The organism is Variovorax sp. VaC1, from assembly GCF_043658315.1.
Classification (GTDB): domain Bacteria; phylum Pseudomonadota; class Gammaproteobacteria; order Burkholderiales; family Burkholderiaceae_C; genus Variovorax.
This window is the reverse complement of the sequence record NZ_JBIGLT010000002.1, coordinates 657,715-683,690: the sequence shown is the minus strand read 5'-3', so window position 1 is coordinate 683,690 and position 25,976 is coordinate 657,715. Positions and strand designations below refer to the sequence as shown.

The following is a 25,976-nucleotide window of genomic DNA, read 5'->3' as shown; positions in this document are numbered from 1 at the left end:
GAAATCAGGGGATGTTCAGTGCGGCGAAAGTGTCGGCACGTGCACGGCGCTGTGCGGAGTACCGAAGCCGCTGAGCGTGGACGATCGCCTTGAGATCGAAAAGCGCGCGCTCAAATAACTCGTTGATTATAACGAAGTCGAATTCCCCGGCCCTGGCCATCTCTTCCGCGGCGTTTTTGAGGCGCAGTTCGATCACCGAAGCACTGTCTTCGCCGCGCCGTTCGAGCCGGGAGCGCAATTCTTCCCAGCTTGGCGGCAGGATGAAGATCATGACCGCGTTGGCGAAGGTCTTGCGGATCTGCAGCGCGCCCTGGAAGTCGATCTCGAGGATCACGTCCGCCCCCTGGGCAATCCGTTCCTCGATGGCCTTTTTGGAGGTTCCGTAGCGGTGGCCGTGCACATGCGCCCATTCCACGAAACCGTCCGCCGCGATCATTGCGTCGAACTCGGTGGGAGAGGCGAAAAAGTACTCGCGACCGTGCTTTTCCTGCCCGCGGGGTGACCGCGTGGTGTGGGAAACCGAGGGCTGAACGGCCGAGTCGAGCTCCATGAGCGCCTTGACCAGGCTCGACTTGCCCGCGCCGCTGGGCGCGGCGACCACGAAGATATTGCCGGGGTAATCCATTCTTTCGCTCGTCATTCGATGTTCTGGACCTGTTCGCGCATCTGCTCGATCAAGACCTTCATGTCCACGCCGATGCGCGTGAGTTCCAGGGCTGCCGACTTGGAGCCCAGGGTGTTGGCTTCGCGGTGCAGCTCCTGGATCAGGAAATCGAGGCGCTTGCCGATCTCGCCGCCCTTCTTGAGCAGCCGTTCGATCTCGTCGAGGTGCGAATTCAGGCGGGTCAACTCCTCGGCCACGTCGATGCGGATCGCGAAGGCGGTGGCTTCGGTCAGCGCACGGTCTTGCGCCGCCTCGGGCAGCGTGCCGCCCGTACCGGAAGTCAGGCCCATGGCCTCCTGCCAGCGTTCCAGGAAGCGCGTGCGCTGCTGTTCGACCAGCTGTGGCACCAGCGGCCCGGCCTGCTGCACCAGGGTGCGCAACTGGCCCAGGTGGGCTTCGAGCATCTTGGCCAGCCGGGCGCCTTCGCGCTGGCGGGCCGACATCAGGCCTTCGAGCGCCTTGCCGGCGACGTCGATCAGGTCAGCGCCCCAATCGCCGCGGGCGGCACTGTCGCCGCCAGCCAGGCGCAGCACGTCGGCCACGCTCAGGTCGCGGGCGCCGGGCAGCCAAGCCTTGATACTGTCCTGCACGCCGTTGAGGCGCTGGAGCAGCTTGACGGAGGGCTCGACCACACCCGCCTGGGCGGTGTTCTCGATGGCGGCGCGCACTTCGACCTTGCCGCGTTTGAGCTTGCCCGTGAGCAACTCGCGCAGCGCGGTTTCATGCTGGCGCAGTTCCTCCGGCAACTTGAAAGTCAGGTCGAGGAAGCGGCTGTTGACCGAGCGGATTTCGACCCCGAGTCGGCCTCCGGCGGCAGGCCGCGCTTCGGCTTCGGAGTGGCTGCCTGCGGACCCGTTCTGGCCGCTGGCGTAGCCGGTCATGCTGTAAACTGGCATTGCGCCTCACTGTGGTTTTGCTTGCATGCACCGAGGCGTCGGCACGGCGTTCGCTTGCCGCACCATCGCCTTCGGGCGAAACTCCCGGATTATGTCAAAGGTCAAGCCTTCGCCCCTGTTGCCCGATACGGTCATTGGCGGTTACCGCGTTGTTCGCCGGCTTTCCGCGGGCGGTTTTGGTGTGGTCTACCTCGCCATCGACCCCAGTGGACAGCAGGTCGCCATCAAGGAATATCTTCCTTCTTCGCTGGCCACCCGTGGGCCCGGCGAACTGAATCCGCAGGTCCCGCCCGAGAAGCTTTCCCTCTACCGGCTGGGGCTCAAGAGCTTCTTCGAGGAAGGCCGCTCGCTCGCACAGATCTCGCACGCCTCGGTCGTCAGCGTGCTCAATTTCTTTCGCGAGAACGAAACCGTCTACATGGTCATGAACTACCTGGAGGGCGCGACCCTGCAGGATTTCGTGGTCACGGCGCGCGACCTGAAGCGGCAGAAGGTGTTCCGCGAATCGACCATCCGTTCGCTGTTCGACGAAATCCTGCGCGGCCTGCGCATCGTCCACCAGTACAAGATGCTGCACCTGGACATCAAGCCGGCCAACATCTTCGTCACCGACGACGACCGTGCCGTGCTGATCGACTTCGGCGCCGCGCGCGAAGTGCTCAGCAAAGAAGGCATCTTCATCCGCCCGATGTACACCCCCGGCTTCGCGGCCCCCGAGATGTACCGCCGCGATTCGTCGATGGGCCCCTGGACCGACATCTACGCCATCGGCGCCTGCATCTACGCCTGCATGCAGGGCTATCCGCCCAACGATGCCCCGCGCCGCATCGAGAAAGATCGCCTGAGCCTCTCGCTCTCGCGCCTGCGCGGCGTGTACTCCGACAACCTGATCGAAGTGGTCGAGTGGTGCATGTCGCTCGACCCGCTGTCGCGCCCGCAATCGGTCTTTGCGCTGCAAAAGGAACTGAGCCGCGAAGGCGAACGCCGCTACACCAAGCTCACGGTCGGCGAGAAGGTGCGCCTGTCGATCGACAACATCCGGTCCTTCGACAAGAAGAGCCTGCCCAAGGCTGCCGCGCCCACAACCCGCCCCGCATGACGACGACATGAAATTTTCCGTCTTCCAGGTCAGCCGCAAGGGCGGCCGTCTCAAGAACGAAGACCGCATGGGCTATTGCTACACGCGGGAGTCGGGACTGTTCGTGCTGGCCGACGGCATGGGCGGCCACCCGGAAGGCGAAGTCGCGGCCCAGCTGGCCCTGCAAACCATCGCCGCGCTCTACCAGCGCGAAGCCCGCCCGACCGTGAAGGACGTGAAGGCCTTCCTGGCTGAATCGGCCATGGCCGCGCACCAGCAGATCATGCGTTACGCCAGCCACAAGGCCATGCTCGACACGCCGCGCACCACCGTCGTTGCTGCCGTGCTCCAGGGCACGACCGCCACGTGGATGCACTGCGGCGATTCGCGCCTTTACGTGGTGCGCGACGGTCGCCTGCTGACCCGCACGCGCGACCACTCGCACGCCGAGCGCCCCAAGCCGCACGGCTCCGATGCGCCGGTCAATCGCAACCTGCTGCTGACCTGCCTCGGCTCGCCGACCACGCCGCTGTTCGATGTTTCGGCGCCGCTGCAATTGCAGCGCGGCGACCGCATCATGCTGTGCTCCGACGGCGTCTGGGGCGTGCTCGACGATGCGCTGATCGTGCACACGCTCTCCTCGGGCAAGCCCGTGTCAGACGCTGCTCCCGACCTCGCCGAAATGGCGCTGCGCAAGGGCGGCGCCCACAGCGACAACGTGACGCTGATCGCGCTCGAATGGGAAATGCCCGACAGCGCAGGCGAAGACCACGGCATTTCCACCGAAACCATCACCGACGGCGTGTTCGCCTCGACCATCCAGGCCGGCATGCCCTCGGACAGCGAGATCGACGATCTCGATGAAGACGCCATCGAGCGTTCCATCGCCGAGATCAACGAAGCCATTCGCCGTTCAGCCGCGCGCAAGACCTGAGCGCGCCTTTCGTTCTTTCTTTTCTTTCCAGTTTCCAAAAAATGACTGCTTTCACCCGAAGCGGCGGCCGTGCCGCCGACCAGTTGCGCCCCGTGCGCATCACCCGCGGTTTCACCATCCACGCCGAAGGCTCGGTGTTGATCGAGTTCGGCCAGACCCGCGTGCTGTGCACCGCTTCGGTCGAAGAGAAGGTGCCACCGCACAAGAAGGGCAGCGGCGAAGGCTGGGTAACGGCCGAATACGGCATGCTGCCGCGCGCCACCCACACCCGCAGCAGCCGTGAGGCGGCCAAGGGCAAGCAGACTGGCCGCACGCAAGAAATCCAGCGCCTCATCGGCCGTTCGATGCGCGCCGTGTTCGACCTGGCGGCCCTGGGCGAACGCACCATCCACCTCGACTGCGACGTGCTGCAGGCCGACGGCGGCACCCGCACGGCGGCCATCACCGGCGCCTTCGTCGCCGCGCAGGACGCCGTCAACAAGCTGATTGCCGCCGGCACCCTCAAGGCATCGCCCATCAAGGGCCATGTGGCTGCCATCTCGGTGGGCATCGTCGAAGGCACGCCGCTGCTCGATCTCGAATACACCGAGGACTCGGCCTGCGACACCGACATGAACGTCGTCATGACCGGTGCCGGTCACTTCGTCGAAGTGCAGGGCACCGCCGAAGGCGTCGCCTTCACGCGCGATGAAATGAACATCCTGCTCGGCCTGGCCGAAAAGGGCATTGGCGAGCTCGTGACCCTGCAGCAGCAGGCATTGCTCTCGAATTAATAGCTACTGACGCACGCCCGATGTGCGTCACAGCCACTTTGACTTATGAAACTGGTTCTGGCTTCCAACAATGCGGGCAAGCTCGCCGAACTCCAGCAACTGTTTGCGGAGCTGGCCGTCACGCTGGTGCCGCAATCGGCGCTGGGCGTGGGCGAGGCTGAAGAACCTTTCCGTACCTTTGTAGAGAACGCGCTGACCAAGGCGCGCCATGCCAGCGCGGCCACCGGCCTGCCGGCGATGGCCGACGACGCCGGCCTGTGCGTCGATGCCTTCGGCGGCCTGCCGGGTGTAGACACTGCGTTCTATGCCACGCAGTTCGGCTATGCCAAGGGCGATGCCAACAACGTCAAGGCGCTGCTCGAACAGCTCGACGGCGTCGTCAACCGCCGCGCCGCACTCGTGAGCACGCTGGTCGCGCTGCGCAGCCACGACGACCCCGAGCCGCTCATCGCCGTCGGCCGCGTGGTCGGCGAGATCGCGCGAGCGCCGGTCGGCGACAACGGCTTCGGCTTCGACCCCGTGATGTACCTGCCGGCCTTTGGCAAGACCTTTGCCCAGCTGCCGCCCGAGGTGAAAAACGCCAACAGCCATCGCGGCCGTGCCGCGCAGGCGATGCTGGCGTTGATGCGCGAGCGCTGGCTGTAATGGCCACTGTCTTCCCGATCCAGCCGGCGCAGTCCACGGGCGCGCCGCAGGCCAACGACGTGCTGCACTGGATGCGGCCTGGCCCGCTGCAACTGTCGGCGCTGCCTCCGCTGTCGCTCTACATCCACCTGCCGTGGTGCCTGCGCAAGTGCCCGTATTGCGACTTCAACTCGCACGAGTGGCGCGCTGCCAGCGCCGCCGAAGTCGATGGCATTCCCGAGGCGGCGTACCTCGATGCGCTGGTGGCCGATCTCGATGCCGCGTTGCCGCTCATCTGGGGCCGCACCGTCCACACCATCTTCATCGGCGGCGGCACGCCCAGCCTGTTCTCGCCGCAAGCCATCGACCGCCTGCTGGGCGACGTACGCGCGCGGCTCAAGCTCGCGCCCGACTGCGAGATCACGCTCGAGGCCAACCCCGGCACCTTCGAGCGCAACCGCTTCCGCGCGTACCGCGCCGCAGGCGTCACGCGCCTGTCGGTGGGCGTGCAGAGCTTCAACGACGAGCACCTGAAAGCCCTGGGCCGCGTGCACGATCGCGCGCAGGCCATCGCGGCCCTGGAAGAAGCTGCCAGCACCTTCGACACCTTCAACCTCGACCTGATGTACGCCTTGCCGGGGCAGACGCTCGAAGACCTCGACGCCGACCTTTCGCAGGCGCTGGCGCTCGCGCCGCCGCACATCTCGGTCTATCACCTCACCATCGAGCCCAACACCTGGTTCGCGAAGTTTCCGCCGACGCTGCCTGAAGACGACATCGCCTACGCGATGCTCGACCGCATCACCGAGCGCACTGGCGCCAACGGCATGTCGCGCTACGAGGTGTCGGCCTATGCGCGCGAGGGCCACGGTTGCGCACACAACCTCAACTACTGGCAGTTCGGCGACTACCTGGGCATTGGCGCCGGCGCACACAGCAAGCTGAGCTTTGCGCACCGCATCGTGCGGCAGGTGCGCTATCGCGAGCCGCGCCTGTACATGGAGAACGCGCGCGCGGGTGCAGCGGTGTCGCAGAGCGACGAAGTTGCGTTGGCCGACCTGCCGTTCGAGTTCATGCTCAATGCGCTGCGGCTGAAGGCGGGCTTTACGCTGCCGCAGTTCAGCGAGCGCACCGGGCTGGCGATGACATCGATCCAGCGTGGCCTGGAAGAAGCCGAGCGCAAGGGGCTCGTGGCGCGAGACCTGTTCCGCGTCTGGCCCACCGAGCGCGGGCTGGATTTTCTGAGTGACCTGCAGACGCTCTTCCTGCCCGATGAGGATTGAGGTTTTGCCGGCGGCTTAGAATCGACGGCTCCGGAGAGTTGGGTGAGTGGTTTAAACCAGCAGTCTTGAAAACTGCCGACGTGAAAGCGTCCGTGAGTTCGAATCTCACACTCTCCGCCAGCGGCCCAGTACTCATACGGGTTTCCGGGCTGGAGGCTGGAGTCGTCCTTAGGGCTTCAGTTGCACATCACCACCCCTCACGTATCTTCGATCACGCAGCGCGAGTAACCCTCACCGGGCTTCTAAGCAAACTCACCACACTCCCCGCCAACACGGCCAAAGCCGCCATTGCCAGCCCCCAGTGCACAGCGCTGTGCGACGGCAGCAGCCCGAATATCAAACTCATCAACAGGCTGCCCAGCGTCAACCCAGTGAGTCGGGCGGTGCCTTGCGCGCCACCGGCCGCGCCGCTGCGTTCCTTGGGTGCGGAAAGCAGCATGTTCTGGTTGTTCGGCGTCTGAAAGAAGCCGAAGCCCAGGCCGGCGAGGCCGGTGAACAGCGCGATCGGCAAGGTCGCGTTGCCGTGCAGCGGCCACAGGGCACACAGGGCCAGGCCACTCGCGAAACACGCGCTTCCGGCTGCGCACAGCCAGGCGCTAGGCACGCGTTGGGCCAGGCGTGCCGAGAGCGGTGCAGCCAGCATCACCGCCAGCGGCCACGGGGTCATCAACAGGCCGGCGGTCACCGCGCTCTGGCCGAGTTCGTGCTGGATGTAGAACGGCAGTGCCACAAGGCTGGCCATCTGGCCGGTGAAGCAGCACACGGAGGCGATGACCGAGACCCGAAAGGAATGCACGCGCAGCAGGTCGAGCGGGATCAACGGCGCCGCCTTCGGCATCTCGCGCCGCACCAAGAGGACCATGCAAACGGCCGACATGGTGAGCAACGCGCCGCCGTGCAACGGATGCACCATCAGCCGGTCACTCCCGAGCACGAAGGCGGCGAACATGACCGCGTTGAGCGCGATGCTCCACACGTCGATAGGCCGCGCCGAGCGCGGTGGGCTCGGCAACCCCGCGCAGGCGGCGAGCACAAGGAGGCCGATTGGCAGGTTCACCGCAAAGAGCCACGGCCAACTCGCCGCGGAGAGTATGAAAGCGCCAAGGGTGGGGCCCGATGCGGATGCGGCCGCGACGGCGAGTGCATTCCAGGCGATCGAGCGCGCCAGCAATCGGCGCGGATAGGTGAAGCGCAAGAGTGCGAGCCCGAGGGGCATCACGGCCGCACTGCCCAGGCCCTGAAGGCACCTCGCGGCCACGAGCCATGGCAGCGATGGGGCCAACGCGCATAACACCGACGCGGCAGTGAACAGCGCAACGCCACCTGCGAAAACGCGCCTGTACCCGAACCTCTCTCCGACAGCAGAGGCCGGCAACAGGAACATGACCACGGCCAACTGGTAGGCGGTGATGATCCAGACGGCATCGGCGGGTGTCGCTTGCAACTGCTGGGCAATGCTTGGCAGCGCGATGTTGGCGATGGCGCCATCGAGCACCACCAGCACGCCCGCGCCCAAAATCGCGGCGACGGCTGCGTAGCGTCGCGGCAAGGGCAGGCCATCGGTTTCTTGCACTGCGTTTGCGTCGTTCACCGCTTGGGGTTCGACAGCGCGCGCAATGAGAGAAGAAGGGTTCGGTTGAAGCGTTGGTGACAACATGATGGGACGACTGGAGGAGGCACGCTGTATCGCGCCAGGTCAGCTTAGGACTGCGCATACGGCTTGCACAGCGCGCGGCGCGCAACTTGTCCCTGCGTGCGGCGCCTGTCGAAATCCGCGCGGCCGTGCTAGGTTCGGGCATGCCAACAGAAGCCGACCTGAACCTGCTGTTCGCGTTGAACGCACTTCTTTCCGAGGGCAGCGTCGCAAAGGCTGCCGAGCGCCTGGGCCTGAGCGAATCAGCGATGAGCCGGGCGCTCGCGCGGTTGCGGGAATCGACCGGGGACCAACTCCTCGTGCGCGCGGGCCGCGCCATGGTGCTCACGCCGCATGCGCTGGCACTGCGCGACCGCGTCAGGGGGCTGGTGCAGGAGTCCAGTGCGGTGCTCCAGCCCGCCGGCGCGAGCATGGACCCTCGCGCGCTCCGCCACCTGTTCACCATACGGGCCAACGACGGCTTCATCGAGGCCCTTGCGCCTCGGTTGGTGGCTCGCGTCGCACGCGAAGCGCCCGGCGTTCGCCTGCGGTTCGCGCCCAAGCCCGACAAGGACGTTCGCCCGCTGCGCGAGGGATTGCTCGATCTGGATGTCGGCGTGCTCGGCGAGTCGGGCCCGGAGGTGCGCCTTCAGGCGCTCTTTCGCGACCGATTCATCGCGGTCGTGCACCAGGATCATCCTCTGCTCGCCGAGCCCGAGATCACCGCCGAGCGCTACGCTGCCTGCGACCACGTGATTACCTCGCGCCATGGCAGGACTGAAGGGCCGGTGGACGATGCGCTCGCGGCCATGGGCCTGGTGCGCAATGCCGCGGTCGTCGTGCCCAGCTTCAACACCGCCTTGTCGATAGCGGCTGCGACCGATCTGGTGGCACTGATACCGTCGTCGTACTTCGAACACCTGAGGGCGCGAGGCACGCTGCGCTCGTTTCCGCTGCCCATGCCTACGGAGCAGATCACCGTGTCGCAGATGTGGCACCCGCGTCTTGATCGGGACCCTGCGCATCGGTGGCTGCGTGGGATGGTGCTGGAGGTTTGCCGGCCGCTGAACGAGCAGGAAAGGGTGCCGTGATTGGATTCGCGCTGAGGCTTACCGAAATGTTCGGCGAATCTGTTGCCTCGACCTGTTGAATCCGTCGCCGGCTGCTTTCTTCATTGGGGTCGCCTTCAATAGGCGTCGCGCAAAAGGCGGACGAACGTCGAGAGAGAGCGTTGGTTAGCGCCGCCGCATCGGCATCACGCTACAGCAGCGAGGCCATCAGCACGAAGACGGCGCTGCAGGCCATGAAAAAGGCGACAGTGGTCGGCATCGAGGCGGTCCCTTCACAGTCTTCCCCCTGGCCTCTACCAGCGCCGAACCGCTGTCGAGAGGCAGTGTCCACGACGCAGGTGAAGTCGCAGTGAAGTCTGTGCGGGAGTTCTGTGAAACGATACCCGCCGTCCTGTTTCGCGATGCCTTCCTGCGTCAATCGGTGCCGTCTGGCAGCGTGAATTCGAACCGGTAGGTGTGCGCGCCATCCGCGGCGATGTCGATGGTCATCCGGCCCGCCAGGCCGGTCAGTGCTTCGGTGCCTGAATCCGGAACCACCGTGATGGACTGCGCCGCCTCGCCGCGTGTTCTTGTCGAGCTGTGCTGCAGCACGAAGCTGCCGCGCCGGCCGTCGAGCGTGCCGCGCACCGTTTCCATCGCGACGTAGCCGGCCGAGCCGTCGGTCGCGCTGCGAAAAGCTAGCATCTCGCCCGTGCTCGTCGCGTCCAGCGCGCCGTGGAAGCGCTTGTCGATCGACATGCGCAGGAGGCCGCTTTCGCCAGCCACGCTGCTCAATGGCTGCGGCGCAATCTGGACGTCGAATGGACCGTTGGCGGAATGAGGAATCATCTTTGGCATCGTGGAGTGACGTGATCGTTCAAGGTGGGAGTGCATTGAAGCAGCAAGACGCATGACGGCGATTGGAAAAACACGACGACCGGTTGCCCGCGAGGCGCGCGGAGTTCTGCACACGCTGGCGGCCGGCGAATTCGCGCATTACCGCGATGCTCCGCCACCTGCTCTCGAAGACTGGGTCGAGCATTTCTGGCGCGTGCGGTGGAACCTCGAAGGGCTGCCGCCGCAAATGCAGGAAACGCTGCCTCACCCGAACGTGCACATCGTCATAGAGCGCGGCTCGGCACAGGCGTTCGGCATCCACACCCGGCGATGGACGCGCGTGCTCGAAGGCCGCTCTTCGGCCTTCGGCATCAAGTTTCGGCCGGGGGCGTTCCGCCCTTTCCTGGGCAGTGCCGTCTCGGGGCTGAAAGATTCTTCGCTGCCGATGGAGGCGCTATGGGGGACTGACGCGCACGAGCTGAACGACATCGTCGACAGCAGCGGCGAAACGAGCGAAGACACCGGCGTGATTGAACAGGTGTCGCACTTTCTGCTCGCTCGCCTGCCGGCCGTCGATCCGAACGCGCTGCTGGCCGGACGCATCGTCGACAGCATCGTGGACGACCGTGAGCTCAAAGGCGCCGGCGAACTCGCCGAGCGTTTCGGGATGAGCCTGCGCGCATTGCAGCGGCTGTTCAACGAGTACGTCGGCATCGGTCCGAAGTGGGTCATCAACCGCTACCGCATGCATGAGGCGATTGCCCGCGTGCAGGCGGGTCAGCCCGTGTCCTGGGTGGCGCTCGCGCAGGAGCTGGGCTACTTCGACCAAGCGCATTTCATCAGTGACTTTCGCAAGCTGGTCGGCAAGACCCCGGCGGACTACGCGCGCGAACTGGGCTCTGCGCACGGCTGAGCCGAAAGAACAGACCTTGGCAGTGAGCATGGATCGGGGCCGATGCCTGCGAAACCGGAGGTGGCATGCACAACCGCTTCACGCTGGCGGTTGCGCAAGGGGGTGGCATGGGTCGCCAACTCAATGTGCGAAGAACCGATGTGTGCCGAGGCCATTCCTGTGGCGACAGCCATAGAATTTTCTCTTTTTGGCGGAGGCTCCATGCGTCGTCTTACATGCGCTCTCATCCTGTCGGCCTTGTCAATTCTGGCGTCGACGCAGGCATTCGCTGACGAAAACTCCTGCGCAGGACCTGGCCCGAAGGGGCCCGATGCCCTCGATGCGGCGCTGGCCAGCACGCCAACCTGCAAGGCGGCCATGGCGATGCTGCGCCAATGCGCCTGGGGCTCCAGCATGGACACGACGTTCGGCGCCACCGTCGTGAGCAAGTGCGAACAGGAGTTTCTCGGCAAGTTGACGCCGCCAGACCGGCGTGCCTACGACCGTCAGATGAAGCTCTGCGCCGATCGCTACGCGCATCGGGACGGCACCATGTACATCTCGGCCACCGCGATCTGCCAGGCCGATGTCGCCACCCGGTTCGCCGCCAAGCAGGAGCGTGTCGAAGCCCCGTCCGGCCAGGCGAGCTTCGATTGCGCGAAGGCCAGGACACCCCTCGAAAAGACCATCTGCGCCGACCCGGAAGTGGGGCGTGCAGACCTGGTGCTTGCCGAGCGCTATACCTCGGCACTCAAGGGACTGGAGAAGGGCGGAAGTGCCAGGTCGGGCCTCGTCGCCAGTCAGAACAACTGGCTGAAATTCGTCAGCCGCACCTGCCCCCTGGGAGCGGTCGGTGGCACTCCGTCGCCCGCCGCGCGCGCCTGCGTGCTCGCTGCCTTCACGGCGCGGAGTGCGCAGTTGGAAACCTGCCGCCAGCAAACCGGGGAGAGCCACGACCGGTGCATCAACGATTTTCAGGATCCGCGCGGCGACGGGAAAAAAGCGGCGCGGTGAAGAGCGGGCGCCTGCACAAAGGCCCGCTGGCAAGCAGCTCGTGGACCGGCTCGCAAGAAAGTCTCTCGTGAGAGATTTCTTGCAGCACTGAAGATGCCCTACGCCACGCGCGCCAGTTCGACGCCTTCGTCGCGCGTTGCTTCGCGAGGAAGCTCCGCCAGAAACGTTGCGACGACGATCGCCGCGGCGCGGTCGAATTCGATGAGCTTGCTCACGTTGAATTGCCCTGGCGCTGCTTTGCCCGCGGTCCCGAGCGGTCGATGCAGCGCGACGAGAACTTCGCTCGCCAGTTCGTGATCGGTGCGCGGCCGGCCATCCGGGCGCATCACCCATTGGTCGAGCCGGTCGGGCGGCATGCGGCGAAACACCCCGATGACCGGAACGTACCGATGCCGGGTTTCGTCCAGCAGGATCGGGATCTTGAAGAGGTACAGAAATGTGCCCGCTTCGGGCATTGCGCAAGGCGGCGTGCCAGCCTCGCCGGCGTGGGCGTCGAAGCGGAGCGACTTCACGCGCGGCCAGGCGGTGTCAGGTGCCACCGACCACCTCGATCTCGACGCGTCGATTGGGCTGCAGGCATTTCACGAGCTCCGGCGTGGCGCGCGTCCCTTCGCAGTCGCTGACCAGGGGCTGGCGCTTGCCCATGCCCGATGCACGCACCTTGGCGCGGTCGATGCCGGCCTGCACGAACAGGTCCCGGACGGTGTTCGCCCTGGCCTGGGACAACGCGAGGTTGTACGCATCCATGCCCAGGCGGTCCGTGTGCCCGGTGACGGTCACGTAGTGCAGCACCTTGAAGTTCGCCTGGATGTCGGCGGCCATCCGCACGATGCGTTCCTTGCCTTCGGGCAAAAGGTCGGCCGGCCCCGAGCCGTCGAAGCGAAATAGCCCGTCTGCATTCAGCGTCACCTTCTGGGGTGGCAGCAAGGTAGGCACGTTGCGCACGGGAACGACCTCCGGCGGCTGTACAAAGAGCGCGCAATCGGGGTCTTTCCAGTGCGTGCTGTCCACGCGGTATTCGCCCTCGACAGACTTGAACTTCACCTTCAGCTGGCAGGTCACGTAGGCGTCGCCCTTGCCCGAGTAGAAGTTGAACGCATAGTCCCACTCCGACACGCCGAAGACCCCTTCGCTGAAATGAGGGTTGCCCAGCTCCAGCCGGACCTGGTCCTTGTTCAGCCCCGGCCTGACACGCCGCACGTGATCGGGTCCGATGAAATCGCCGGTTTTCAGGTACGAGCTCTGCAGCGCCGGAAAGTGGATATCGTCATTCGCGAAGGCGGCTGGGAAGGCGCCGACGCAGAGCAATACTGCAACGGCTGCAAGGAGAGTGTTTTTCTTTGGCATGGGTCTGGTCATGAATGGATGGTTCGATCGATCGGTCAGTCGGTGCCGGACTGGCTCAGTCCCAAACACCACCGATGCCGACGCGGAAACCGACAGTTCCGCGCGTGGAAGCCGATGCGCCGCCGGTGATGCTCCAGCGGCCGTTGTCGGCGGTCTTGCGCAGCGAAACGCCCACCGCGCTTTGCCGCTCGTAGTAGCCCATCCCGGCCGCGTAGGTCACCTTGCCGGGGACGTAGGGCGCACTCTCCATCGCCATCGCTGCGGCGACCCCCGCGAACGCCTTCTTGCCGATCTCGTCGATCGACTGGCCCATCTGGTTGACCCGCGCATCCGTGTACGCGGCGCTGTTCGCCACGCTGCCTTGCAGCTGCTGCACGTTCACCGCGTCGGTGGGCGCAACGCCCGACGCCACGTTGTGCACCGCCACTGGCCCGCTCGAGCCACCGTTGCCCATCGTCACGCTGTTGTAGTTGACGCTGCCATCGGGGTTGGTGTCGTAGCGCACCGTGCTCTGCTGCACCGCCTGCAGCTGGCGCACGTTCACCGCGTCGGTGGCCTGCGTGCCGCCGGCGACGTTGGTGATCTGCCGCTCGTTGCCGGCGGACCCCACCGACACCGCGCCCTGCGTGGACAGCACCGAGACGCTGGAGAACATCTCCTGCTGCCCGTTCATGCCCGCGCGGTCGGCCGAGGCGCCGTTGCCCAGCGCCACGCCGTTGCCGCTCGTGGCGATGGCGTTCGTGCCCAGCGCGATGCTGCCCGCACCGTTGGCCTGCGCGCCATTGCCGCCCGCGAAGCTGTTGGTGCCCAGCGCGATCGACTGCGGCCCGATCGCCACGCTGTTCGCGCCGCTGGCCTGCGAGTCCGCGGCCTGCGAGTTGGCGTGGAAGTACTTGATGCCCGCGCCGCCGACCTGGATGTTGTTGATCGCCTGGTTGGTCGCGTACAGCTGGCTGCCGTTGACTGCATCGGTACTGGTGGCGCTGAGCTGGCCGGCCGCGACGTTCTGGATCTGCCGCTCGGCGCCCGGTGCGCCGACGCTCACCACGCCGGTGGGATTGGCACCGGCGAAGTTGTAGGTCTGGCCCTGGATCGTGGTGCTGGCCGTTGGCGTGGCGGCAGTGGTGGTCGAGCCGTTGCCCAGGGCCACGCTGTTGTTGGTGCTGGCGGTTGCGCCCGAGCCCACGGCCACCGAGTTGGCTGCGGTCGTGCTCGCATTGGCGCCCACCGCGACGGAGTTGGTCGCCGCCGTGCTGGTCGAAGCGCCGGGGCCCGAGGCCACGCTGTTGGCCCCGCTGGCGCCTGCGTTGTTGTAGTTGGCCTGCTGCGAACCGCCGTCGTTCACGCTGTAGTAGTGCGTTTGCGCGTTGTTGACGATGGTGGTGATGCTGCCGCCCAAAGTGTTGACGGTGCTCGCCACCTGGTACAACTGGCTGCCATTGACGGCATCTGTGCTATCGGCGGTGATGGCGCCGGGCGCTACGTTGACGATCTGACGCTCGGCATTCTTAGCACCCACGCTGACCACGCCTGTGGCAGTACCGGCGAAGGGGCCATAGGTAATGGCAGGCCCGGCGCTGTAGGTGACGGTGCCATCAGGGTTGAGCGTGGCGATCACCCCCGGAACCGTGGCGCTGCTCACTTGCACGGCAGCCTTGTCGACACTGCCGTTGCCCAGCACCACGTTGTTGGCCAGCGTCGCCTGCGCGTTGGCGCCGATCACCACCGTCCGGTCCGCATCGACGATGGCCTTGTTGCCGATCGCCACGGTGTCGTTGAGGGCGATCGAGGGCAGGGCGGTGGCGACGGCGCCGTTGCGGTCGAGGAAATTCCCCGTGGCCGGATCGACCGAGTAGCCCGTGCCAGCCGACGTTCCGATCGCGACGTTGTTGTTGCCGCTGGTGCCGATGCCGGCGTAGCTGCCGGAGGCGTAGTTGTCGTTGCCGCTGGTAGCAAAGCCGGCATAGCTTCCGATGCCCGTGTTCTGGTTGCCCGTCACCAGCCATGCCGCCGCATTGCCGAACGCAATGTTGGAATCGCCGGTGACGAATTCGCCGGCCGCGAAGCCGAAGGCCGTGTTGCCGTTGCCCTTGACCACGGAGCCAGCCACCGCGCCGAAGGCGCTGTTGTTGCTGCCCGAAGCCTGCGTGCCTGCACCCGAACCGACGTAGGAGTTGTGGTCGCCCGACGAATTGGTACCGGCGCCATCGCCGATCAGGACGCCGCTGCTGACGGTGGAGCCATTGCCGGCATCGACACCGATCGCCGTCGTGAAGGCGCCCTTGGCGGTCGCGCGCAAGCCGAGCGCCACCGAGCCCGCGTCGCCTGCCGCGGCGCCGTCGCCAGCCGCCAGCGAACCCTGGCCCGCGGCGTTCGCACTGGGGCCGACGGCCGCGGCGCCCTGCCCGGCTGCGCGTGCGCCGTAGCCCGCGGCGAGGGCACCCGCACCCGTGGCGCCGTCGTTGGCGTAGTTGCTGCCGACGCTCTGGTCGGTCGAATTGACGCTGTAGTAATGCACCGCGCCCGCAGCCGCCGCGGCGCTCACGGCCTTCAGCTGGCTCACGTTGACCGCATCGCTGTCCGTGTAGCCGGCCGCCACGTTGGTGATCTGCCGGTACTGCCCGTTGCCGCCCACGCTCACCGCGGCCAGCGTGCTCGTGGTGTTGGCGATGGCCGTGCCGGCGGCCGCCGCGGTGCCCGTGCTCGGGTCGTAGCCCACGACACCAGCGGCCGTCGTTGCCTGCGACCGGTTGCCCAGCGCCACGCCGCCGGCCTGCGTCACGCCACTGCTGTCGCCCAGCGCCACGGCGCCGTCCACACCCGTGGCGATCGACACGTTGTTGCCTAGCACGAAGGCCTTGGCCGCACTGATGCTGTTGTTGTTGCCGATGGCGTAGCTGTCGTCGCCCGTGATGTAGGTCGGATCGCCGATGGCCCCCGAGCGCGCGCCGCTCACGACGTTGCCCATGCCGATGCTGATCGACTGCGCGCCGGTGGCCTGCGCGCTCGTGCCGATGGCGATTGCGGAGTTGCCGGCGGCCTTGGCGCCGGTGGCAATCGCCACGGCGTTGTCTCCACTTGCAATGGGACCTTGCGTCGTGAAGATCGCGCCACTGCCAAGCGCTGTTGCATTGACCCCGCTCGCGGTCGATCCGTTGCCTACCGCCGTCGCGTTCGTGTTCGACGCGGTCGCGTTGGAACCGAGCGCGGCGCTGTTGTAGCCCGAGGCAAAAGTGAAATTGCCGAGCGCCAGCGCGTTGAAGCTCGTTGCCGTCGCGGTCACGCCGATGGCCGTCGTGGCGTAGCCCGTCGCATTGGCTTTGTAGCCCAACGCCGTGGCTTCATATCCATTGGCTTTGGCGTTCACACCGATCGCCATGGGGTTGCCACCCGTTCCCTGCGCCGAACCGGACACGCCGGTCGCGACGGCACCCGTGCCGATCGCGATGCCATTGGCCTGGTCCGTGTTCGCCCTGTAGCCTATCGCGACAGACCCGGCACCGCTGGCGTTGGCGCTGGTGCCCATCGCGATCGCGTTGTCGATCGTTGCCTTGGCGCCATTGCCGACGGCGATGCTGTTGGTGCCGGTCGCGACCGTGGTCGTGTTGCCGAGCAGGAGTGCACCGGTCCCGAGGTTGGCTGCAGCGGCACTCGCGACGGCGGTCCAGTCCGGCGACGAGCCGTTTCCGACGTCGGGCAGGCCCGTGATCACGGCAAAGCCGCCCTTGCCGTTGGGCACATGGCAGGTCCATGTCTGGCCCGGCCCGCTCTGGGACATGCACAGCGACCCGTCGTTGATGCTCAGGCTGGCCCAGGCCGCATTGGCCCCACCCAGCAAGGTGGCCACGGCCACGATCGTCGCGCGCACCGCGCCGCGCCCACCGCGTGCGCGGGTCGTTTCGGCGGCGGCTACCCACGCGCCAAGGGATTCGCTCCAGATGGAGCGGTAGATTTTGTTCATAACGAAGATCCAGTTGGAGCGGATCGACCGGTTTGCGGCGGTCGATGCTTTTGCCAGTCGGCGGCCCTCTGGTCATCCGCGCGTTGCAGCGACTCGGACCCGGGGCATCGAAGGGAGCGGATGATTCGTGCTGCCGTCGAGTCCACCTAGTCGATTGCGAGATTTCGCGAGAAAGCGCGTGTTTTTTTGCGTCAGAATGTGAACGTTTTCCTAATACTTCATATGTATTGGCAAAGGTAAATTCGTCAGATTCCTGGGCTTGCCTTCCACCAGAATCCAGCGTTTTCGAGACAGCAAGGCAGTCAATGCGCATCGCGATCGTCGAAGACGAACTTTCCCAACAGACCCTGCTGGTCCGGACGCTGGAGGAGCAGTTGCGGCGCGACGGATCGGTGCAGTGCGAGGCGTTCTTCGATGGCATGGCGCTGCAGAGCGTGTTGCGGCGCGAGTCCTTCGACCTGGTGATCCTTGACTGGTCGATCCCGAGCATGGACGGCCTCGAACTGCTGCGTTGGCTGCGCCTCTGGAAGGGCAGCTCCGTGCCGGTGCTGATGATCAGTTCCAAGGGCTCCGAGGAAGACGTCGCCGAGGCACTGAACTCCGGTGCCGACGACTACATCACCAAGCCATTCCGCCCCGTCGAGCTTCGGGCCCGCGTGCTCCGGCTCCTGAAGCGCAGCAAGCCGCAGTCGCCGGACGGCGGCCCCCTGAACATCGGCCGCTGGACACTCGACCCGGTCGGCCACCTCGTGTCCTACCGCGAGTCGCCCGAAGCCGAACCCGAGCGCTACACGCTGACGAGCCGGGAGTTCAGCCTGATCCTTCTCCTGTTCAGCCGCCTGGGCCAGACGGTCTCGCGGGGCCACCTGCTCGAAACGGCGGGCTACGAGACCGACGAGGCCCCTTCGCGCACGCTCGACAGCCACATCTACCGGCTGCGCAAGAAGCTCTTTCTCGATGCGCGGCGCGGCATGGCCTTGCGAACGGTCTACGGGCAGGGTTATCAGTTGGGCTGGGCAGAGGAAGACGGCCAGTGAAGAAGACGAAGTTCAGCCTCTGCTGGGCCTTCTTCGCGGTGGCATCGGGGCTGCTTGCGCCCTCGGGGTATCTTGCAGCCCAGCCGTCGCATGTCGTTCGCCCCGGCGACACCTTGTGGGGCATCTCGGGCGAGCACTATCAGCAGCCGGGCCGATGGCCCGAAATACAGCGGCGCAACGGCGTGGGGGAACCCAGGCGGCTGCAGCCCGGCACGGTGCTGTACTTCGCGGACGGCCGGGCCCTGGGCGAAGACGAAGCCATGGCACTGGCGGTGATGGGGCAGGTGTGGCTACGCCGGCCCGGCGAGCCCGATGTGCCCGTGGTGCAGGGCGGCGCCGTGAAGGCCGGCGACACGCTGTCGACCGCGGCGGGTTCGTTCCTGACGTTGGGATTGCCCGACGGCAGCCGTTCGGTGATTCCATCCAACAGCACGGTCGAGCTTCAGGTCGTCGACCGCCGCCACATCGGCTTCAGGCTGCTCGATGGCGGTATCGAATCGCAGGTCCGCAAGCAGCACGCCGACCAGGAGTTCAAGGTCCGCTCGCGCTCGGTGGTGCTCAGCGTGCGGGGTACGCGCTTTCGTGTGAGCGTGGAAGACGAGCGGGTGGTGAGCGAGGTGCTCGAAGGCCGCGTTGCCGCAAGCCAGGCGGGCAGCGCGTCCGAGCTGTCGATCGAGGCCGGCCAGGGGGCCGTCCTTGAAGACGGTGTTATTCACCCCACGGTCCGTGCCTTGCTGGCCGCCCCGCAGTTCGCGAGCCGCACGCCGTCCGCGGCGTCGCCCAGCGTCGAGATCACGCAGGTTCCCGGCGCGCAAGGCTACCGGTGGCGCATCGCGCAGGACGACATGTTTCTTGCGCCGCTCGCGGAAGGCGCCAGCGCGGGCACTTCGCTGGCGCTCCCGAGGGAACTCGATCCCGGCTTCTATCACCTGCAGGTGGCCGCCGTGGACGACACGCGCCTGGAAGGCATGCCTGGGAGCCTGCTGTTCTACATGCCGCGGCCCGGTGGCACGTCGGTCTGGAAGGACGATGGCCGCGTCGAGCTGCAATGGGCCGGCTCTTCGGCGCGGCACTACCGGCTCGAGCTTTCGCGCGATCCCGGCTTCGCCGTCCTGGTGATCGACCGGAAGGGGATGCAGGCCAGCAGCACGATCGTCGGCCCGTTCGCCGTGAGCGGGCTCTACTACTGGCGCGTGAGCGAAGCACAGGATGGCGAGCACTACGGGCAACCTATTGCCAGCGGCAGCATCGACGTGCCCGCCCGATGATCTTGCGCCGGGGTTTCATGCGACTGCGAATCCTGGCACCGGCACTCGTTGCGTTGCTCCTGTTTCCTGCGGTGCTGGCATGGCTTGCGCATCGGCCCGGTCTGGCGCAGCTTGACATGCTGGCCTACGACCACGCACTTCCGCTGGTTGCCCAACCTGCGTCCTCCGACATCCTCATCGTGGCCATCGACGAGTACAGCCTGGCGGAACTGGGCAAGTGGCCGTGGCCGCGCGAAACGCACGCCAGGCTGCTCGACCGGCTTGCCGTCGCGGGCGCACGCTCCGTGATGCTCGACCTGCTCCTGATGGAGCCCAGCGCGGACCCTTCGCAGGACCGCCGCCTCGCACAGGCCATGACCCGCCTGCCGGTCTACCTGCCGCTGCAGGCCAACCGTGCGCCGCAAGCGGACATCGCGCAAGACGAATTCCTTTCCCCACTCCCGCTTCTCAGGGAGCGTGCCAAGGGCGTGGGGCATGTCGAACTGATCCTCGATGCGGACGGGGTGGCGCGCAGCCTCTTCATGGGCCTGGGCCCGCCCGGAGATATCGAGCCCTACATCGGCCTGCTGATGGCGGGGCGCGCGCCACCGCAGGCGCCGCCCCTCTCCGACGCCACGGGCTGGAGCTATACGGGCCGCCTGCGCATTCCCTTCGCCGGCCCGCAAGGCAGCTATCGCACGGTTCCGTATGTCCACGTGCTGCGCGACGAAGTGCCGGATGTTTTTCTGCGCGACAAGATCGTTCTCGTGGGCAGCACCACGGCAGGCCTCGGAGACCGGGTCGTGGCGCCACTGGCGGGCCGCCCCGAGTCGCTGGCCGGCGTGGAAGTCCATGCCAATGCCATCGACCAGCTGATGCACCACCGCGCCGTCAAGACGCCCGAGTGGTGGGCGGGCACCTACCTCTGGATCGGGCTGCCCATGTGGCTTGCCGCGTGGCTCCTCTGGCGGCGGGAGGGTGCAGGCCTTGCCGTGGTCTCGGCTGTCGCGGTCGGGTGGATTCTGGTCAGCATGGCATCGCTCTATGCGTTGCACTGGTGGCTTGCGCCGGCCACGCCGGTGGTGGGGCTGCTGGCGCTCTACCTGGCCTGGAGCTGGCGGCGCCAGCGCAGCCAGTTGCGCTACCTGCAGCAGCGGGCCGAGCACCTGAGGGCGCTGCCGTCGGGGGCCTTCGAGCTTCCCCTCGCCCCGTTGCAACAGCCGCGGCACGCAGCGCCTTCCAAAAGGGCGCTGGACCTCGCGATCTCGCGCATGGTCGGAATGCAGGTGCTCGCCGATGCCACCATCCAGTCCATGCCGGTCGGCGTTCTGCTGTGCGACGTGCAGGGCCGCATCGTCGGCAGCAACAGCGCCGCCCGCCAACTGCTGCCGGACGCCGCACCGCTGGAGCAGGGCGACCCGGCCCGCCCGGTGCCGACGCAGCAGTTTCTGCCCGAGCTGCTGCGGCCGATGCAGCCGCAGTCGCGCGCGCTCGCGCAATTCAGCGGAACCCCGCCGGCATGGATCGGGCAGATCCATGCGGAGTACATGACGAAGAACCATCGCCATGTGCAGTTGCTCGTGGCTTCGGTGACGCCGCCCGCGAGCCGGGCGCCCTCGGGCTATCTTGTCGCGCTGACGGACCTGACGTCCGAACGCCGCGCACAGCAGCAGCGCGAGCAATGGCACCGCTTCCTGTCGCACGATCTGCGCAACCCGCAGGCCAACATCCTGGCGCTGATCGAACTCGAAAAGATCAACACGGGCGAGAGCCTTTCGCCGCTTTCATCCGCCATCCAGCGCGAGGCGATGCGCACGCTGGAGCTGGCGGAAGACTTCCTCGACGTCTCGCATGCCTGGACGGGCAACTACCGGTTCGCGCCCACGCACATGGGCGCGCTGCTGCTCGATGTGCACGACCAGGTGCTGGCCTACGCCACGCGCAAGGATGTGACGCTGGTGCTGCGGGTCGGCGAGAACGACGAAGAGATCGAGCTGAACGTCGATGCGGCCCTGCTGGCGCGCGCCATCATCAACCTGCTCAACAACGCCATACGGCACAGCCCCGACCGGGGCACCGTCGAGTTGTGCATGGGGGCCGACGCACATGAGGTGGCGATTGCCGTGGTCGACCAGGGCGAGGGAATGAGCGAGCCCTTTCTTCAGCGTTTGCTTTCGGCACCGCACGAGACCTCGGTCGGTCGATCATCCGGCGAACCCGGTGGCCGCTCCCATGGCCTCGGCCTGGAGTTCGTCCGCACCGTGGTGGCCCGCCATGGCGGGACGATCGACGGGCACGCCGCCCCGGGGCTTGGCTGCACCTTCTGGATTTCGCTGCCGCGCGGCTGACGGAGCTCGGCGCCGCAGGGATGCTGCGCCGCAAGACCGCCGCAGAAGTGTGAACACCGCCACAAGAATTTCACGAAATGTGTGTGCCGCACCAGTGAATGTTCACGAAATCTCGCAATCGGCTCCCATGGATTTCCCGTCTCGGTAACGATTCGCTTCTCTTTCAATTGCCGTCCCGCGAAGGTTGGTCGTCCTTCAGGTTTCACCCCCGCGACAACGATGCAATCCATTCCTGCCATTGCGGCCTCGGCGCCGCGTTTCATTCCGAAAGCGATCATGACGACCCCTTCGAGAGATGCGCTGTCCCTGGCGCTTCTCGACAACGAGGAGCCTCGGCGGACGGCCCTTCGTGCAAGGCTCCAGCAACTGGGGCATGAATGCGCCGTGTTCGCCAGCGCGAGCGAGCTGATCCTGACGCTGAGTCGCGGGCGCCGGTTCGGATTGCTGCTGTCGGTCCCGCAAGAAGACGCATCGCTCGGCGGCCTGCCCGCAGCCTGTCTGATCCTCGGCATGCCCGTTCTCGTGGTGGTCTCCGGTGGGCAGTGGGGGCCTCTTGCATCGACGGGCGGAGGCTTCGAGTCCAGCGGCACGCTGGGCGCCGATGTGTCGCGGATGGCGGATGCGGAACTGGACTGGCTGGTCCGTGCGCTGATTCAGCGCACCAGCGCGGCCCCCGCCATCGACTGGCCCGACAGCGCCGAGGTATGGGGCGACTACCACTTCTACGAGAGCAGTCGCAGCGTGCAGTTCAAGGGGCAGGAGATCAGGCTGCAACCGCGCCAGTTCGGCTTTGCGTTGCAGCTCTTTCGCAATCTCGGCCATGTGATGGGACGAGATCGGCTGTGGCGGGAGCTGTGGCGAATGCCGGCCCAGCGCGAAGGCAAGCGGGCGCTGGATGCCTGTGCCTCGAACGTGCGCAAGCGGCTCGAGCTGAACGGCGAGAACGGGTTCCTGCTGCGGGCCGTGTACGGGCAGGGCTACCAGCTCATCGAGGTGCAACTGCACAACGCCGCGTCGACAGGCGATGCCCTCAACCAAGGGCTTTGCGACGACAGGCTTTGAAGATCGGCGCCCGGCCTGAAGAAAGGCTCAAACGCGCCGGGCCGTCGTCTCCGACGGCCGCTCGCCGAAGCGAACGCGGTACTGCGCCGCGAAGTGCCCCAGGTGAAGAAAGCCGTACTTCTGCGCCACCTCGCGCACTCCTGCGCCGGGCGAAGCCTGGAGCTCGGCCCGCACCCTGTCGAGCCGCAGCTCGCGCAGGAACTCCATCGGCCCCTGTCCCGCATGCTGGCGAAACGCCAGCTGCAGGGCGCGCGCACTGCAGCCGACCTCGCCGCAAATGTCGGCCAGCGACAAGGGCTGGTCGGCATGGGCGGCCATGTACTCCTGCGCCCTGCGGACCACGCGCGGCAGCAGGTTGCGCCGCGTGTCGCCCGCCAGCGCCCGTGAGTGGTTGTGCCCCGCCGACATCAGCAGGCACGACATCAGGTACTCCTCGGCATGCTCGGCCAGCGGGCCGCCTGCCTGCAGCGCGTTGCCGGCATCGAGCGTGAGCCGCAGGTAATCGATGAAGTGAACCAGCGGCGACAGCGCGGGGTTGTCGAGCGGCACGCCGAGGTTGAACACCAGCGGCTGGTTGACAGGCGCCTGCAGCAGCGCTTCGAGCCGCGAGAGAAGTGCCGGGCGGGCCAGCCGCACGATCAGGTGCGGGCTGTCGTCGGCCCAGCGCATCGACAGCGGTTCGGTGGGCGAGGGCAGCGAGGCCAGGCGCGGCGTCGCGTCGACATGCTGGGCACCGCAGCGGATGTCGGCCCCGCCGCGCAACGGGATCTGCAGCAAATAGAAGTCCTGCAGGTAGCCGGGGTCGATCTGCACGCCGGGGCCGTACTGCACGTAGTTGAGGCTCACGTTCCGGTGCAGCCGCGCGCTGTGGTGACAGGCATCGAGTTCGGTGCGCGGCCGCAGCATGACCAGGCCGTGCGGACAGAAAACGCGCGCCACGCTTTCGCGGGCCTCGTCCATGTCGTGGCTCTCGAAAAGCCGGTAGCGCTGCAGCGGCAGCAGGGGAGTCGTGGCGGTTTCCATGGGGCGGGGTCACCGTAGCAAAAACCGTCCCTGCCCACAATTCGGGCCGGCCCTCACGCAAAGAATGCAAAAACCTGCGCGCCAGGGACAGGCCCTGCGTTTGCGGGATTCGCCCGCGGCCCGCCGCCTCATAACGTTCGCTCCACGGCACAGGCCATTCCGGCCCGTTCGATCAGCACAGGAGAGCAAACGTCATGTTCAAGGGACTCGAAGGCAAGAGCGCCATCGTCACCGGCGGCGCCACACTGATAGGCGCCGGCGTGGTGCGCGCGCTGCACGGGGCCGGGGTGAAGGTCGTGGTGGCAGACATCGACGCCGCCAACGGCCAGGCGCTGGCCGATTCGCTCGGCGCCGGCGCGCGCTTCGTTCGCACCGACATCACCGACGACGCGCAGGTGAAAGCCTGCGTGGCGGAGGCGGCCGCGCGACACGGCGGCGTGCACTTTCTCGTCAACCTCGCGTGCTCGTATGTGGACGACGGCTTCAAGTCGCCGCGCGCCGACTGGCTCACCTCGTTCAACGTGAACGTCGCGAGCGCGGTGGCGATGCTGCAGGCCGCGCATCCGCACATGGTCGCGGCCGGCGGCGGGGCGGTGGTCAATTTCACGAGCATCTCGTCGCGCGTGGCGCAGACGGGGCGTTGGCTCTATCCGGTGAGCAAGGCCGCGATGGCGCAGCTCACCCGCAACATGGCGATGGACCTGGCACCGGACCGCATCCGCGTGAACAGCGTGTCGCCGGGCTGGACGTGGTCGGCGGTGATGAACCAGCTCTCGGGCGGCGACCGCGCCAAGACCGATCGCGTGGCAGCGCCTTTCCACCTGCTCGGGCGCGTCGGCGATCCGGACGAAGTGGCGCAGGTGGTGCTGTTCCTGTGCTCCGACCACGCGAGCTTCGTGACCGGTGCCGACTACGCGGTCGACGGCGGCTATTCCGCCATGGGCCCCGAGCAGGCCGTGCCCGCCATTCCCAAGTTGATGGACTAGCTCCGGCCCGGAGCATCACAAGCAAGGAGCAAGCAATGAAGCGAATCGCCATCGTCGGCGCGGGCCAGTCGGGCCTGCAACTGGGCCTGGGCCTGCTGGCCGCAGGCTACGAGGTCACCATGTTCAGCAACCGCACCGGCGACGACATCCGCCACGGCAAGGTCATGTCGAGCCAGTGCATGTTCCACACCTCGCTGCAGATCGAGCGCGACCTCGGGCTGGACCACTGGGCGAGCGATTGCCCCACGGTGGACGGGATCGGGCTGGCCGTGCCGCACCCCGAGCAGAAAGGGGCCAAGGCCATCGACTGGATCGGGCGGCTGAACTCGAGCGCACAGTCGGTCGATCAGCGCGTGAAGGTTCCGGCGTGGATGGACGAGTTCCAGAAGAAGGGCGGCGAACTCATCTTCAAAGACGCGGGCATCGACGAGCTGGAAGCCTGCACGAAGAGCCACGACCTCACGCTGGTCGCCAGTGGCAAGGGCGAGATCTCGAAGCTCTTCGAGCGCGATGCGCACAAGTCCACCTACGACAAGCCGCAGCGCGCACTGGCGTTGACCTACGTGAAGGGCATGACGCCGCGCAAGCCGCACTCCGCCGTGTGCTTCAACCTGATTCCTGGCGTGGGCGAGTACTTCGTGTTCCCTGCGCTGACGACGACGGGGCCTTGCGAGATCATGGTGTTCGAAGGCGTGCCCGGCGGCCCGATGGACTGCTGGGCCGATGTGAAGACACCGCAGGAGCACCTGGCGCGCAGCAAGTGGATTCTCGACACCTTCACACCGTGGGAGGCCGAGCGCTGCAAAGACATCGAGCTGACCGACGACAACGGCATCCTCGCGGGCCGCTTCGCACCGACCGTGCGCAAGCCGGTGGCAACGCTGCCTTCGGGGCGCAAGGTGCTGGGCCTGGCCGACGTGGTGGTGCTCAACGACCCGATCACTGGCCAGGGCTCCAACAACGCAGCCAAGTGCGCAGACACCTACCTCCAGAGCATTCTTGCGCGCGGCGACGGCGCGGCCGATGCGGCGTGGATGCAGCAGACCTTCGACCGCTACTGGTACGGCTACGCGCAATGGGTCACGCAGTGGACCAACATGCTGCTTGCACCGCCGCCACCCCACGTGCTCAAGTTGCTGGGTACCGCAGGCGCGGTGCCGCCACTGGCCAGTGCCTTCGCCAACGGGTTCGACGATCCGCGCACCTTCTTCCCGTGGTTTGCCGACCCCGTCGAGGCGGACCGCTACATCGACACCTGCGCTGCCGCCGCCGCGTAGCCGGAGCGAAC

At 66.6% G+C, this 25,976-nt stretch carries 22 protein-coding genes and 1 tRNA gene; 15 read left to right on the top strand and 8 right to left on the bottom strand.

The features are described 5' to 3' along the window. Window positions 1-4: 4 nt before the first annotated feature. Both gmk and ACGLHS_RS10135 read right to left on the bottom strand, forming a co-directional pair. Window positions 5-625, bottom strand: coding sequence for a guanylate kinase (gene gmk, locus ACGLHS_RS10140; RefSeq protein WP_007835873.1), 621 nt, complete (start codon window positions 623-625; stop codon window positions 5-7). An 11-nt stretch (window positions 626-636) separates the two neighbouring features. Further along, window positions 637-1,560 (bottom strand): YicC/YloC family endoribonuclease, encoded by a 924-nt coding sequence (locus tag ACGLHS_RS10135; RefSeq protein WP_394479249.1) that lies wholly within the window; start codon window positions 1,558-1,560, stop codon window positions 637-639. A gap of 91 nt (window positions 1,561-1,651) precedes the next feature. Here ACGLHS_RS10135 and ACGLHS_RS10130 point away from each other — a divergent pair, with 91 nt between their 5' ends. From ACGLHS_RS10130 to ACGLHS_RS10105, 6 genes are all read left to right on the top strand, one after another. Beyond that, window positions 1,652-2,659 (top strand): serine/threonine-protein kinase, encoded by a 1,008-nt coding sequence (locus ACGLHS_RS10130; RefSeq protein WP_093237774.1) that lies wholly within the window; start codon window positions 1,652-1,654, stop codon window positions 2,657-2,659. 7 nt (window positions 2,660-2,666) lie between these two features. After that, window positions 2,667-3,572, top strand: coding sequence for a PP2C family serine/threonine-protein phosphatase (locus ACGLHS_RS10125; RefSeq protein WP_093237776.1), 906 nt, complete (start codon window positions 2,667-2,669; stop codon window positions 3,570-3,572). Window positions 3,573-3,613: 41 nt separating this feature from the next. Then, window positions 3,614-4,345 (top strand): ribonuclease PH, encoded by a 732-nt coding sequence (gene rph, locus ACGLHS_RS10120; protein WP_394479246.1) that lies wholly within the window; start codon window positions 3,614-3,616, stop codon window positions 4,343-4,345. 45 nt (window positions 4,346-4,390) lie between these two features. Then, on the top strand, window positions 4,391-4,990 hold the full coding sequence (locus ACGLHS_RS10115) for a non-canonical purine NTP pyrophosphatase (protein WP_093237779.1): 600 nt from the start codon (window positions 4,391-4,393) through the stop codon (window positions 4,988-4,990). After that, a complete protein-coding gene (gene hemW / locus ACGLHS_RS10110; RefSeq protein WP_394479243.1) occupies window positions 4,990-6,252 on the top strand; it encodes a radical SAM family heme chaperone HemW in 1,263 nt (420 codons plus the stop codon). The genes ACGLHS_RS10115 and hemW overlap by 1 nt, the downstream gene beginning before the upstream one ends. Before the next feature lie 32 nt (window positions 6,253-6,284). Beyond that, a tRNA-Ser gene (locus ACGLHS_RS10105) sits at window positions 6,285-6,372 on the top strand. A gap of 91 nt (window positions 6,373-6,463) precedes the next feature. On the opposite strand, the gene ACGLHS_RS10100 is transcribed toward ACGLHS_RS10105, so the two are convergent. Beyond that, window positions 6,464-7,843 (bottom strand): MFS transporter, encoded by a 1,380-nt coding sequence (locus tag ACGLHS_RS10100; RefSeq protein WP_394479241.1) that lies wholly within the window; start codon window positions 7,841-7,843, stop codon window positions 6,464-6,466. Window positions 7,844-8,049: 206 nt separating this feature from the next. Here ACGLHS_RS10100 and ACGLHS_RS10095 point away from each other — a divergent pair, with 206 nt between their 5' ends. Then, window positions 8,050-8,976 carry a LysR family transcriptional regulator gene (locus ACGLHS_RS10095; protein ID WP_394479239.1) on the top strand — a complete coding sequence of 309 codons (927 nt, stop codon included), beginning with the start codon at window positions 8,050-8,052 and terminating at the stop codon, window positions 8,974-8,976. 393 nt (window positions 8,977-9,369) lie between these two features. On the opposite strand, the gene ACGLHS_RS10090 is transcribed toward ACGLHS_RS10095, so the two are convergent. Next, entirely contained in the window at window positions 9,370-9,783 is a 414-nt protein-coding gene (locus ACGLHS_RS10090; protein WP_394479237.1) for a DUF3224 domain-containing protein, read from the bottom strand. Window positions 9,784-9,844: 61 nt separating this feature from the next. Here ACGLHS_RS10090 and ACGLHS_RS10085 point away from each other — a divergent pair, with 61 nt between their 5' ends. Both ACGLHS_RS10085 and ACGLHS_RS10080 read left to right on the top strand, forming a co-directional pair. Then, window positions 9,845-10,684, top strand: coding sequence for a DUF6597 domain-containing transcriptional factor (locus tag ACGLHS_RS10085; RefSeq protein WP_394479235.1), 840 nt, complete (start codon window positions 9,845-9,847; stop codon window positions 10,682-10,684). Window positions 10,685-10,885: 201 nt separating this feature from the next. Then, window positions 10,886-11,677: a lysozyme inhibitor LprI family protein gene (locus ACGLHS_RS10080; RefSeq protein ID WP_394479233.1), complete on the top strand. Its 792-nt coding sequence runs from the start codon at window positions 10,886-10,888 to the stop codon at window positions 11,675-11,677. Window positions 11,678-11,775: 98 nt separating this feature from the next. On the opposite strand, the gene ACGLHS_RS10075 is transcribed toward ACGLHS_RS10080, so the two are convergent. From ACGLHS_RS10075 to ACGLHS_RS10065, 3 genes are read right to left on the bottom strand one after another with little or no spacing between them, the layout of a single operon-like run. Then, complete coding sequence (locus tag ACGLHS_RS10075) at window positions 11,776-12,216, bottom strand: hypothetical protein (protein WP_394479231.1); 441 nt, start codon at window positions 12,214-12,216, stop codon at window positions 11,776-11,778. After that, window positions 12,206-13,024, bottom strand: a complete 819-nt coding sequence (locus ACGLHS_RS10070) for an OmpA family protein (RefSeq protein ID WP_394479229.1) — start codon at window positions 13,022-13,024, stop codon at window positions 12,206-12,208. Before ACGLHS_RS10070 ends, ACGLHS_RS10075 begins: the two co-directional genes overlap by 11 nt. A gap of 55 nt (window positions 13,025-13,079) precedes the next feature. Beyond that, window positions 13,080-16,985: an ESPR-type extended signal peptide-containing protein gene (locus ACGLHS_RS10065; protein WP_394479227.1), complete on the bottom strand. Its 3,906-nt coding sequence runs from the start codon at window positions 16,983-16,985 to the stop codon at window positions 13,080-13,082. Window positions 16,986-17,290: 305 nt separating this feature from the next. Between ACGLHS_RS10065 and ACGLHS_RS10060 the strand changes: the two genes are divergently transcribed. From ACGLHS_RS10060 to ACGLHS_RS10045, 4 genes are all read left to right on the top strand, one after another. Beyond that, window positions 17,291-18,022, top strand: coding sequence for a response regulator transcription factor (locus tag ACGLHS_RS10060; protein WP_394479225.1), 732 nt, complete (start codon window positions 17,291-17,293; stop codon window positions 18,020-18,022). After that, window positions 18,019-19,290 carry a FecR domain-containing protein gene (locus tag ACGLHS_RS10055; RefSeq protein ID WP_394479223.1) on the top strand — a complete coding sequence of 424 codons (1,272 nt, stop codon included), beginning with the start codon at window positions 18,019-18,021 and terminating at the stop codon, window positions 19,288-19,290. Before ACGLHS_RS10060 ends, ACGLHS_RS10055 begins: the two co-directional genes overlap by 4 nt. A gap of 17 nt (window positions 19,291-19,307) precedes the next feature. After that, window positions 19,308-21,617: a CHASE2 domain-containing protein gene (locus ACGLHS_RS10050; protein ID WP_394479221.1), complete on the top strand. Its 2,310-nt coding sequence runs from the start codon at window positions 19,308-19,310 to the stop codon at window positions 21,615-21,617. A gap of 219 nt (window positions 21,618-21,836) precedes the next feature. Further along, complete coding sequence (locus ACGLHS_RS10045) at window positions 21,837-22,679, top strand: winged helix-turn-helix domain-containing protein (protein ID WP_394479219.1); 843 nt, start codon at window positions 21,837-21,839, stop codon at window positions 22,677-22,679. Window positions 22,680-22,706: 27 nt separating this feature from the next. On the opposite strand, the gene ACGLHS_RS10040 is transcribed toward ACGLHS_RS10045, so the two are convergent. Continuing rightward, window positions 22,707-23,702, bottom strand: a complete 996-nt coding sequence (locus ACGLHS_RS10040; RefSeq protein ID WP_394479217.1) for an AraC family transcriptional regulator — start codon at window positions 23,700-23,702, stop codon at window positions 22,707-22,709. A 194-nt stretch (window positions 23,703-23,896) separates the two neighbouring features. Here ACGLHS_RS10040 and ACGLHS_RS10035 point away from each other — a divergent pair, with 194 nt between their 5' ends. Together ACGLHS_RS10035 and ACGLHS_RS10030 are read left to right on the top strand one after the other, a co-directional pair. After that, window positions 23,897-24,688, top strand: a complete 792-nt coding sequence (locus ACGLHS_RS10035; protein WP_394479215.1) for an SDR family oxidoreductase — start codon at window positions 23,897-23,899, stop codon at window positions 24,686-24,688. Window positions 24,689-24,723: 35 nt separating this feature from the next. Further along, window positions 24,724-25,965, top strand: coding sequence for a styrene monooxygenase/indole monooxygenase family protein (locus ACGLHS_RS10030; RefSeq protein ID WP_394479213.1), 1,242 nt, complete (start codon window positions 24,724-24,726; stop codon window positions 25,963-25,965). Window positions 25,966-25,976 lie beyond the last annotated feature (11 nt).